Consider the following 12,691-nt stretch of genomic DNA (forward strand, 5'->3'; position numbering starts at 1 on the left):
TGAAGTTGATAAGGTGATTTTCTATATAGGTGAATTGATAATATTTAGCCAGCAATTACCACCAGAAAGTCAAATGGATCTGCCTGAACTGAAACAATTCCTGATCTCTGAAATTATTGATTTTCGCTATCGCTCTGATGGATATTTCTTTGGCTCCACCCGAGATAGTGAACCTCTCTTTTCTAATGGAATTATCACCCAGGGAACTGGCAGTGTTTGGGATCTCACAGACCCCGATGGAGTGAAGATCATCCAGAAACAGCAGGAAGCATTTGATAATCCGAACGGCGTGTTCACTGAATATTCCTGGAGAAAACTTAATCAATCTGAACCCAGCCCCAAAATCTCCTATACAAAAGCGATCCCTGAGCTTGACTGGATCATTGGTACTGGAGTGTATCTGGTAGATATCAATCAGCAGATCAGCTATCAAAAAAAGCAGTTGCGTTCTCTTTTGCAAAATCGTACTATCAGTTATCTGACTCTTCTATTTGCCTATTTCCTGCTCAGTTTCCTGATCATCAAGCATTTCTCTTCCAATATCAAATCAAATATAGAATCTTTCAGCCACTTTTTTTTCAAAGCTTCAGATAATTATGATAATATAGATCTGGATAGTTTGCACTACTCTGAATTCCGTGAAATTGCCACGGCTGCAAATATTATGATAGATAAAAGAAAAAAGAGTGATGACGCACTTAAATTAAGCGAAAATAAATATAAGCAACTTATAGAAACTACTTCAGAAGGCTTCTGGATGATTAACCCTGAGATGATTACTCTGGAAGTAAATGAGTCTGTATGTCAGATGCTGGGATATTCTCCTGATCAAATAATCGGAAAGAGCCCGATTGATTTTATTGATGAAAATGATCAGCATATTTTCCTTACCCAGTTCAATCAATCTCCCGATTTGATCCATAATAGTTATGAAATGCATTTCACCTCTAAATCCGGTAACAAAATCCCCTGCCATATTAAGGCTACTAATTTATATTATCAGAATAATGAGTTCTATGCTGCCTTTGCTTTTATCACGGATATCACTGATAGAAAAAAATATGAACAAAAACTTAAGGACTATCATGATCACCTGGAAGACCTGATCAAAATTCGTACCAAAGATCTGGAAGAAAAAAATGAAGAGCTTAAGAAATATAATAAACTCTTCATCGGAAGAGAATTTCGCATTAAAGAACTCCGTGATCAGGTTAAAGCTATGGAAGAGAAACTCGATAGTCTATCCCCAAACAACTCATAGATTTCATTATATTCCCAGTTTTTGATCTTAACATTTCCAGTTATTGATCATCTTATTTGCCAGTGTCAATCTTCATATTTTCTGATTTAAAACATCACTTTTCTCAATATTTTTCGTCATTTAATCGCATCTTTTCCTGTTTCAAAAAGATATACAGGTGCAACAACAAAGCACAATATAACAAAAAAATGTCACTATGTGCTTTGTTGTTCCACTTACATGCTTTTTTATACTTGATTATTATTCTATTTTACTGATATATTGATAATTTGATGATGATAATATTACAATAGTATAAATTTAGGGTAATTATCACATAGATTTGCTTGAAAACATTTTTATAGATAGTTAATGTATGATTAATACTTATTTTTAATCCATAGACAACGGAAAGTATTCTGGGCAAGCAAAGAATGGCAGAATCAAGTCTGCCTTTTTTTTAGTTTCTATTCTACTTGATCATGACAACTTTTTCTGTGTAAATAACACTATCTATCTGCAATTTTAGATAATACAATCCACTACTTACTTTTGCGCCCTGGTTATTTTCTCCTTTCCAGATAATCTCATGTCTGCCCAATGAATATTCAGAAGCTGCCAGACTTTTCACATGCTGCCCTTTGGTGTTATAAACATCCAGCTCAATAAATTGCCTTTCCGGAAGATCAAAACTGATCGTTACCTCAGGATTAAAGGGATTGGGATATACCGTTATGATCTTGTTGACTGCCTGTATTTCTTCTTCCGGCACAGAAACATTCGGCAAAGAAAACTTCTGAGCTACTATATCTATACCCGATCCTCCATTCGCTAACCAAAATAAATCCTCTTCATGATGCTTGTGATTATATGTGAAATAGATTGCCTCTTCATCCTCAAATATGAGATTTTGGTACCTTGTATCTACGCTGTAGTCCAGACTGGGAAGCTCAGGGATGAAATTACCCCCCAAATCATAAACCCATATCTGTAATTCAAAATAAAGTGAAATATAACTTCTAGTAAAGAACACTACATAACCATCCTTAAGGATTATCTCGTCAATATTCTGTCCATAGATTTCCGGGAAACAAACAGTCCCTATCCCTAAGGGTTCTCCTTCCAAAGTGAAATATGTGATCTCCGGCTCAATTACTCCTCCGGTAACCACTCCCATGATGTCATTATTTTCATCAGCCAGTATTTCTCGAATCTCTTCATTATCTGTTTCCAGAATTATTATTCCATCTTCTCCACATAACTTCTCACCTGATTCAGTAACAGTCTGCTTCTTTAATCTCCAATCATTACCAATCCTCTCTACCCAGTAAGTAAGGAGTTCTGTTCCTGACACATAATCGTAATAAAACCATACAACAGTATCATTAGAACAATAAGAATTTAATAAAACAGGTTCTTCCCAGACAGGATCAAAATCATTAATCAATCGATTCACATAAGTATAACGTTCAGGATAATTAGAAATATTATATCTTAAATATCCATCAATATATTCAAACCTTTTTGGTGACCCCATGACTAACCAGTTATCAAGAACAATCCCGCCTGATTCCCACAAAAACTCATTTCCATCTGATAATTGTCCAATTGTTTCTTCATTCTCATACCAGAAAAACAAAGTCAGGTTATCCCATAATTGACAATTATAAAAACCTTGTTCTGGATGATTTCTTGGCCGGAGATATAGTCCTGAATTGCCCCATACCAATTCCGGTTCATTAGTTGTATCTATTCTGAACAGGTAATCATCATATAATCCTTCCTCGTTTTCGATACTTCCTATAAGATAAAATCCATTATCATCGTTGCTTCCGATGTATGAACCTGCTAAGTCCGGATTATCTATTATGATTTGTGCATCATATAATATATCACCGTCTTCACTTAAATAAGTAATAAAATATTCATTACTACGAGTACGGCAACAGAAAACCAGCTTTTCTTCAGTTTGCCAGCCTCCATGACCATCACCTGGGATTATTCTGTTACTCCCCAGTATTCGAGGTTCTTCATATAATATTTCACCCTCATCGTATATAGTCTGGATTAACTGACCGTATTGTTTCCAGTACAGATTGATCACATTTTCGCTTGTGGAAACTTCTAAGTTATTATAAAGAGAGTGATAATTAATCCAACCTTCTTCAGGACTAAGTAGATTGCCATTACAGTCATACTCAGTTAAGCTAATTGAACTACTATTTCTATTATAGATCAATATATTGCTATTATCTTTAATTAATACTCCCAGATTATAATCATAGCTGATCTGAACCTCATCCGGACTTGTCAGTTCCTGCCAGTTGTCATCATAGCTGCCAACTCTTACTGTGCTGTTATTATCAGACAAGATCAAATAAACAGTCCCGTTTATCAATTGAATATTGTAAATATAATTTAAATCTCCCTCATATAATTCCATTGCTTCATCAAATAATAGTTCTCCACCCTCAAGAAATTTATTTCCTGCTATCATATCATTCTGATGCCAGCTTAGCAGATATTCATCATTACCCGTATTGACAATGCTCAAACCGGTATTATCTGCCTCATCGATAAAAAGCCCCTGATCAGGATATTCCATCTCCCCATAGAAATTGTATTCTTGAAAATAGACACCGGGTTCGTTTCCTAAAGTATGTCTTGTAAAAGTTATTAATTCTCCAGTTGATTTCTGGGTATAGCTTAATGAAGAGGACATCCCATCAGAACCATGATTTCCCAGATAAATACCTTCTTCCCAGCCGGTTACAAGCTCCCCCGTTTCATTATAATGCCAGGCTGTTACTTCATCATCAAATTCATAAAGTAAATACATTCCTCCGTTACCATCAGAAAGCAATTCCACACACTCGTTTTCGGTATTGATGATCTCAATCCCGTTTTCTCCCCATAATTTATTCCCCCCAAAATCAAGTTTCTGAATGTAATTACTTATTATATCTACATCTGCGGAATAGCATTGCCAGAGCATAAAAATTCCTTCATCTTCTGATATTCCTATCCTGGCTTTACCAGGCAAACTGTCATTACTACTCTGAATTACCGGAAATTCCCATACGCTATTACCTTCACTATCAAATCCTTGAACCTTTAAACACAGTTCATCTTCATAATCCTCTATCCAGCAAAAGTAGCCAATATCTCCAAGCATTGCCAAGTCACCAAATAGTGTATTACTACTTTCGGCAAACTCGATTCCATCACCCCATTCCAATTGCCCTAAAACTGGTAACGCAAATAGTATCAAAACATAAAGTAATAGATATCTCACCCAATCCTCCAATAAAATGACTTAGATTTTTTTATTCACATTAACTCTTTGTAACTATATATTTTTATTGTCAAATTATTTTTTATCTGGCATCCCTAAAAAAGCAGAAGGTTAGAAAGTTAGAGGGAAACTTGTCTGGTATTTGATAATTTGTTTGGTTTGTTCGTGGCTTAATAATTCTTACATTAGATTAGCTTTTTATAGACATAGTGGACGTAGTGGAAGCAGTGGACGCAGTTTTAAAAAATACCAATATCATTCCTTCTCACTGATTGATTCTCACTAAAAACATATCTCTCCAGTTCGTATTGTTAGTTTTGTTCGTTGCTTAATTATTCTTACATTACATTATCCGTGTTAATCCGTGTAATCCGTGGCTAAATTTCTTACATTACATTCCTGATCATAACGACTTCCCCCACCCAGCGCAAGGATGCACTGGATACAACAATAACCAGGTTCGCTCTTATAATTAAACTGTAATACTTAGTTAAACATGATATCCATGCGATTTTTGCCGGCACGGGCAGGTTCGGTAAGAGAAATTGTATCACCTTCCGCTACACCTGAGATGATCTCAACTTTCTGGAAATCATTAATTCCGGTTTTCACTTGTGAACTTTCGGCTATTGTGTCGTTTTTGACCTTATAAATAATATCATTACCTGTCTGATCAGAGAAGATAGCTCTGATGGGCACGATCATGATATCTGAGCGTTTTTCACCTATAATAGTGATATTAGCTGTCATCCCCGGTCGCAGTTTTTCATCCACGCTATCTATATTTATCTCTACAGGGAATACTTTTACATTATTGATCAATTGCGCCATAGGAGCGATACTGGTAATGGCACCGGAATAGGATTCATAGGGATAAGCATCAACCTGTATTTTAACTTCCATCCCTTTGGAGATTTTTCCAATATCAACTTCATTGATTTTGGAAGATACTATCATTTTCGAAAGGTCAGCTATTACGCAAAGCACAGTACCATTAGAATAATTGCCAGTATTTGAGAGAACCATTTCACCTTCTTCCACATTCTTGGTTATCACAGTTCCTGAGGCAGCAGCTAAAACCTTAGAGACATTATCAACAGTCTCTATTTCCTTAATTGATTCGTATTGCAGCAGATTTGTGTCATAATTAATCTGAGCTCTTTCCAAAGCATCAGCATATTTATCAAGTTCATTTTGTGAAATATACTGATCTTGATATAGTTTTTGATTATTTTCCCAGTCACGCTGGGCATTCGCGAGATCAATTTCAGCAGTTCTTAGATTACGGGTTTTCTGTGTGATCTCATAGGTTTGATTATAATCAGGTTCAATCTCAGCAATGACATCGCCTACCTTGATATAGTCACCTTCTTCAAAGAAAAGTTTGGCGATTTTTCCGCTGACCTTTGATTTCTGCTCGATTTCACTAACAGGTTGGATTTCACCAGTTTCTTCAAGTTTGATGGTGATCTCACCTTTTTCTACCACAGTTTTCTTAACCTGTTGAGCAAATCCTTCATTTTTGGCTTTTCCTTTTCTGCCAAAGGCAAAGTATAAGACAACAATAATAACAATAACAATAATCCACCAGAATTTTTTCATGCTAACTCCGCTTATTTATATTCGATTGCATCAATTACAATGCTGAGAGGTTTGGTGTCCCGGATAATTTCCAGATTCATTTTATCGCCAACCGAGACATCAGTTACCGCAATTTCAGCATCATCAGTAGTTTTTATTTGATATTTATTAATTTTAATGATAATATCACCTTTTTTCAGACCTGCTTTATCCGCAGGACCATTTTTATCGAGCAGGGCAACCAGAACTCCATCGGAGGAGCTCAAGCCCAGATATGAGGCTATCACAGGTGTTATCTCCTGAACTTTGAAACCATACCAGATATCTCTTATCTTACCATACTTGATCAATTCATCAGCGATTTTTTTCACGCTGTCGATGGGAATCGCAAAGCCAATACCGATACTTCCTCCTGATTCAGAGAAAATAAAGGAATTAATTCCTATTACTTCACCCATGACGTTCACCAGAGGTCCTCCACTATTTCCAGGATTGATAGCAGCATCTGTCTGGATCATTTTCTTATATATCTTGCCATCTTCGTTTGGTGCAAAATCACGGTTTAAGGCAGAAATAACGCCGACAGAGACACTTGGCTTGCTGTCTTTCAGTAAAAATCCATAAGGATTACCCACAGCAATTGCCCATTCTCCCATGATCAAACCACATGAGGTGCCCAGTTTGGCAACCGGCAGATCTTCTCCATCTTTGAGCTTAACGATGGCAATATCGTGAACAGAATCCAATCCAATAAGCTCACCTTCAAACTGACGATTATCAGAGAGAATGACTTTGATCTGGGTGGCCCCTTCTACAACATGGGCATTAGTGATGATATAGCCCGCATCATTAAATATCACTCCAGAACCTATCCCCTTGATCTCACGTTTATAAGGCACATTCCTGAAAAAACCAAAAAAAGGATTATCAAATGGGCTCAAATGACGGTTCACGATCTGGGTTTTGATCACATTTACTGATACTACTGCCGGAGAAACGATTTGAATGGCACTTGTGATGGCATTATGCCTTGATTCACATAGCTCATCATTTGCCTTAAGCCTTTCTTCCGCTGTGGAGAATTCTCCTGCTGCAGTTTCCAATCCTGTTGTAGTGCTCAATTCTGGTAGAGATTTCTTATCATTGTCCTTGATCCCCAGAATGATCAGGCTGCCAAAGACAACAATAAGAATTATTATTACTTCAAACTTGCGCATAATTAAGTCCTCTTATGATTTACCATTTGCCCAGAATTTTCTTAGAGAGCAATAGGTTAATTGATTCCTGGGTTTCCAGGAGACGATAATGCTCTGAAATCTCGTTTTTACGGGCATTGTATAATTTATTCTGATAATCATTATAATCCAGGAGATTGATAGTTCCCTGTTCATATTCCACTTGGGCACGAGCCAATACGTTTTCAGCCAGATCAGCTTTAAGCTGGTATAATCTATAATTCCGAGTTCGAGATTCAAGGGTTTTATTTAAGCTGTTGAGATCTTTGATATCTGACAGCTGCTGGTCAGCCAGCTTTCTTTGATTATATTCATATTGCCGTTTAATGATCTGCAGATTCTGGTAATTATCCAAAAAGCCAAAAATGGGATATGAGACCATCAGAGAAACTTCAGCATTTTCGGAATAGAGATAAAAATCAGTAATTCCATCAGTTGATGAGCGGGAATAACTCCAATTAAGTGAGAGGGTTGGCAGCAGCTCCATAGAGGTCTGTTCCTGCATCAGTTTAGTGGATTTGAGTGATTGCTCCTGGATCTGGTATTGCAGATTAGGCTGATATTCACCTGGCTGGGTATTGATCTCCATATCAAGATCTTCCAGTTCTGCCCCGCTATCATCGCAGCCTATATAATAGAAAAGATCAGCTCTTTTATTTTCCACAGAAAGTAACAAATTGTTGAGACTGATCTCAGCCTGGATCTTATCAATCTCAGATTGCTGAAGATCAAGATCATTTACCTCGCCAAGTTTCTGCAGAGTTTCAATACGTTGATATTTTTTTTCTTCCAAAGCCACGACTTCTCTCTGGAGTTTCACGAGATCATTTCCCGAAAGGACATCAATGTAACTGGATAGAACATTGTAAGCGATATTTTTTTTCACATCTTCTAATGATAGATCACTATTCATCATTTCTATCATCTGCCTTTTCATATCAAAATATCTGCCATCATTGGAATTTATGCCCCAACTAGCTGAAAATCCTCCGGACAGGTTCTGCCAATCTTCATTTATCCAGGATTTTGATGCGCGGAGATCAGCACTCGGCAACCAACTATAAAAACTTTGTTTATAGGATGATTGCTGATTTTTGTATTGTAGAAGTTCTCCTTCAATCGATAATGATCTTTCCATTGCTTTTTGCACCAGAAAATCAAGAGTTACCTTTTCCTGAGCAAATAGAAATAGAGATAGCATTAATAGTAATCCAATTATAATAATTTTTCGAGACATTTATCCTCCAATAATGAGATATATAAGATGATTTACGATTCCAATGATCAGGCCTATTGCCAGCATCAAATACAAGGAATACTTGTAAATATAGCGGTCATAGTAACCCTGCAGGAATTCAATTGTAAATTTTTCATTGAAAATATCTAAATAGTGAGTGAGTTTATAATTTTTGATAAGATATGGTATAAAGGTGCGCATAAATTGTTTGGCAAATTCCCGACCTATTCCAGCCAGAAATACCTGGATACCAATGATGACCTTTTGCGGAATATACCTGGCATGGATCTTAGTTTCCAGCCAGGCAAGGCACTTCTGATACACCTGCTTTTCCCATTTTTCTATTCGATTATCTTCTCCACTGATTTCGCAATCATGCAGATAGCCATACACGAAATCATTGATCTTATCTACTAGCAGATTGTGATAGCGGGGAACTAAACCTGGCGTAAGAGGTATCTTCTTACCTTTGATCCTGATCTCACGGCGAGGATAAAAGAAAAAAGCCCTGATCGCAAATACCAAAAGAAATGCCACCAGCATATTTGCCGGAATAAAAATAAGAGCTTTCAGATATAGCATTGATTTTATACCTTATCCAGAAGATGTCCCATCTTCTCTTTTTTGGTTTTGAGATAAAATTCGTTTTCTTTCTGAGGAGGCATCTCAATTGATACTCTATCTGTGATACGAAGTCCATATCCTTCCAGAGCCACTATCTTCTTGGGATTATTTGTAAGTAATTTGATTGTTGAAAGTCCCAGATCGCGTAAGATCTGAGCACCAATACCATAATCGCGCAGGTCTTCTTCAAAACCAAGCGAAATATTCGCTTCTACCGTATCTTGACCTTCATCCTGAAGCTGATAGGCTTTTATCTTATGCAATAACCCTATGCCTCTACCTTCCTGTTTCATATATAATATCACTCCTTGACCAATATCTGAGATCATCTTGAAGGATTGCTCCAGCTGCTCACCACAATCACAACGGGTAGAAAATAATGCGTCTCCGGTCAGGCACTCTGAATGTACTCTTACCAAGACATCTTCTTTACCTCGAACTTCACCTTTAACCAAAGCAACGTGATATTCCTCAGATATTTTGCATTTATAGGTGATAATCTTAAAATCTCCATAAAAAGTTGGCAATTTTGCCTCTGAGAATACCTCTACCAGTTTTTCCCTTTTGCGACGATATTTGATCAAAGATTGAATAGTGATCAGTTTTAGATCATGTTTTTGAGCAAATTCCTCGAGGTCAGGAAGCCTTGCCATGCTCCCATCAGATTTGATTATCTCACAGATAGCACCTGTAGGCTGCAAACCTGCTAATTCCAGTAAGTCAGTAGCTGCTTCTGTATGACCTGCTCTTTTAAGTACTCCTCCCAGTTCGGAAGACAGAGGAAATATATGCCCGGGTCGAACAAAATCTTCAGCTTTCGCATCCGGATCTGCCAGTCTTTTGATAGTTTTTGCTCTTTCATGGGCAGAGATACCAGTTCTGGAACCGGCAAAATCCACCGATAGAGTAAATTTTGTACTGTGCCGATCCTGATTATCTTCTGTCATTAAAGGAAGCTGCAACTGCTTAAGTCTTTGGGAGGTCATAGGTACACATAGAAGACCCTTTGCCTCAGTGATCATAAAGTTTACTTTTTCAGGAGTTATAAGCTCAGCAGCGGCAATTAAATCACCTTCATTTTCGCGATTTTCATCATCTACAACGATAATCATATCTCCATTTTTTATAGCTTCCACAGCGGATTCCACTGTGGCAAATTTTGAATTCATTATAACCTCTTTTAGATTTTTCCTGCCTGCACTAACCGCACGAAATTAGCATAAGACCTGTCATAGGTCTTTTCTGCATCATCCGGAAAGAAGCAAGCTGGGAGCTGCCGCATCTTTCTATGATAAAGTATGCACTGACAGCAATTCCCCTTTTTAGCACAAGGATATGTACAGTTACAATTCTGTAAATTATTTTCTTTTTCCGGGCAATCCATATTAGCTCCTTATGTTAAAATAATTGCTTAATGTAATCAATAGCTTTTTTCATATCGGAAGGCATTTCTACCGAAAATTCGAGTCTTTCTCCGGTTATGGGGTGAATAAATCCCAGCTTCCAGGCATGAAGAGCCTGCCGGCGCAGATGACTGGTCAACAGAAACTTTATCCTTTTCCGATATTCTATCGGTACCGAATTCATGGTGCGCTTCTGATTGTTATAAAGAGAGTCACCCAGCACCGGACAATTTATATGCTCCAGGTGAACTCTGATTTGATGAGTTCTTCCGGTTTTGAGATCAATTTCCAGCAAGGCAAAATATTCATAATATTCTAATACTTTATAAATACTGATAGCCTGTCTGCCTTCTTTGGCAATTGCCATTTTCTTTCTGTTCTGAGGGTTTCGGTCAATAAAAGTTTTGATTTCCCCCTCGGGATTTTCAGGAAAACCCGTAGTGATAGCCAGATATTTTTTACTAACTTCCCGCTTTTGAAATTGCTCGCTTAGCAGGTAGTGAATTTTGTCCTGACGGGCTATAAGTAATAAACCGCTGGTATCTTTGTCCAGACGATGAACGATCCCTGGACGCTGATATTCACCAGCAGAAGAAAGTCCAGTGCCATATTTATGCACAAGGGCATTAGCAAGTGTACCACTATAAACCCCGGCACCGGGATGCACTACCATTCCAGCAGGTTTATTGATAACTGCCAGAAATTCGTCTTCATAAACGATATCTAAAGGAATATCTTCAGGTTTCAGGTCTTGAGAGGGTTCTATAATTGGAACTTCATATTCTATCACATCATTGTTTTGAACCTGAAAACTTTTTTTAACAGCTTTGCCGTTCACAAGGATTTTTTTGTCAGTAAAAAGCTTTTCAAGGCATGACCGCGAATGCAATCCATCTATTCTGAGATTGCTCAAATAACGGTCAATCCGTTCAGGTTGCCGGGCTTCACATATTATCTGCATCATTACTCAACCCTTTCGGTCTCCTTATCCTTTTCCTGTTTACGCTCAATTTTACGTTTCTCCAGATTTTGCACGACCAGAACTATGCCGTTAACCTCTCCTTCCTTTTTCCGGACAAGTGCGCTATCCACGGTAATATGTCTCTTTAAATTAGGAATAAAGCACTGCAGTGGTTCCTGGCGTTTCTTCTGTTTTAAACTGGTCTGGATAAGTTTCTTTAGATTATTCTCTATCTCAGGTGGATATGATTTCTCCAGGATATTGGTTTCTAATTCCAGTTGAGGAAAAGCGTCTACCAGCACATCGTTGATAAATATGATATTGCCTTCCAGATCAGTAATTAATACTCCGTCTGGAACCAGACGCAGCAATACTGTTATTCTGCTGTAATGCTCAAATACCTTAGCTTTGCGATCACTATTATTCTTTTGGATTTCCTTCTGAGCATCCATCAACTGGCGAAGGATATTATATACTTCATTATCAAGCGAGTTCTTTTTTTCCTCCAGATCAAGCTCGGTATTATAGACCGTGCGCTTGAAGTCATCAAGAACATTAGAAATATCGCTCAAAGACCTTTTCAGATGTAAAGGAAGAAAAAAATAAGCTGTTACTACTACAAAAAAGAAGAGAAAAGAGCCAATATAGATTGTGTTCCTGATATTGGAATGGAATAACTTGATAAGATGAGGTTCATCTATTCTCAGTGAATTTAAGATCACGATCACAGAAACAAGCATGATCACACTTAGGATGATCAGAAAGAACCGGAACCAGCTTACTATTTTATTCTTCATGACAACTCCTATTTGCCCGTCTCATTCATGAGTTCCACAATCTTGTTCTGACTGCCGACCAGGACAATGATATCTCCCTCATGAATAACGTCGTTAGCTCCAGGAAGATCATTTACCCGCATCTTAAAATGGATATCTCCCTGCTCAGAAACAATCGATTCCTTATATTTGATAGCCACCACATTTACCTTTCTTTTAGTAGGTAAGGCAAGTTCCTGCAGGGTCTTGCCAAACCACTCTTCAGGAGCTTCCAGTTCCACCAGGCTGTGTCCGCTATACAGATCAACATAGTTTCTAATAGTTCGAGATAAAAGAGAA

Annotated in this window: 10 protein-coding genes; 1 reads left to right on the forward strand and 9 read right to left on the reverse strand. The window is 37.6% G+C overall.

Annotated features, from left to right (window positions below; genetic code table 11):
- Positions 1-1,261, forward strand: a 1,261-nt coding sequence (locus RAO94_01090) for a cache domain-containing protein (protein MDP8320923.1), incomplete at its 5' end; no start/stop codon positions are given.
- 451 nt (positions 1,262-1,712) lie between these two features.
- On the opposite strand, the gene RAO94_01095 is transcribed toward RAO94_01090, so the two are convergent.
- The 9 genes from RAO94_01095 to RAO94_01135 all read right to left on the reverse strand — a co-directional run.
- A complete protein-coding gene (locus RAO94_01095) occupies positions 1,713-4,535 on the reverse strand; it encodes a FlgD immunoglobulin-like domain containing protein (protein MDP8320924.1) in 2,823 nt (940 codons plus the stop codon).
- Positions 4,536-5,021: 486 nt separating this feature from the next.
- A complete protein-coding gene (locus RAO94_01100; protein ID MDP8320925.1) occupies positions 5,022-6,137 on the reverse strand; it encodes an efflux RND transporter periplasmic adaptor subunit in 1,116 nt (371 codons plus the stop codon).
- An 11-nt stretch (positions 6,138-6,148) separates the two neighbouring features.
- Positions 6,149-7,333 (reverse strand): trypsin-like peptidase domain-containing protein, encoded by a 1,185-nt coding sequence (locus RAO94_01105; protein ID MDP8320926.1) that lies wholly within the window; start codon positions 7,331-7,333, stop codon positions 6,149-6,151.
- 19 nt (positions 7,334-7,352) lie between these two features.
- Entirely contained in the window at positions 7,353-8,588 is a 1,236-nt protein-coding gene (locus tag RAO94_01110; protein MDP8320927.1) for a TolC family protein, read from the reverse strand.
- Positions 8,589-9,170, reverse strand: coding sequence for a hypothetical protein (locus RAO94_01115; GenBank protein ID MDP8320928.1), 582 nt, complete (start codon positions 9,168-9,170; stop codon positions 8,589-8,591).
- A gap of 5 nt (positions 9,171-9,175) precedes the next feature.
- Positions 9,176-10,381 (reverse strand): bifunctional 3,4-dihydroxy-2-butanone-4-phosphate synthase/GTP cyclohydrolase II, encoded by a 1,206-nt coding sequence (locus RAO94_01120; GenBank protein MDP8320929.1) that lies wholly within the window; start codon positions 10,379-10,381, stop codon positions 9,176-9,178.
- 229 nt (positions 10,382-10,610) lie between these two features.
- Complete coding sequence (locus RAO94_01125) at positions 10,611-11,579, reverse strand: RluA family pseudouridine synthase (GenBank protein ID MDP8320930.1); 969 nt, start codon at positions 11,577-11,579, stop codon at positions 10,611-10,613.
- A complete protein-coding gene (locus RAO94_01130; protein MDP8320931.1) occupies positions 11,579-12,373 on the reverse strand; it encodes a hypothetical protein in 795 nt (264 codons plus the stop codon). The genes RAO94_01125 and RAO94_01130 overlap by 1 nt, the downstream gene beginning before the upstream one ends.
- An 8-nt stretch (positions 12,374-12,381) precedes the next feature.
- Positions 12,382-12,691: TrkA C-terminal domain-containing protein (locus RAO94_01135; GenBank protein ID MDP8320932.1), on the reverse strand; the 310-nt coding region annotated here is incomplete at its 5' end.

This window comes from Candidatus Stygibacter australis (genome assembly GCA_030765845.1).
Taxonomy (GTDB): Bacteria; Cloacimonadota; Cloacimonadia; order Cloacimonadales; family TCS61; genus Stygibacter; species Stygibacter australis.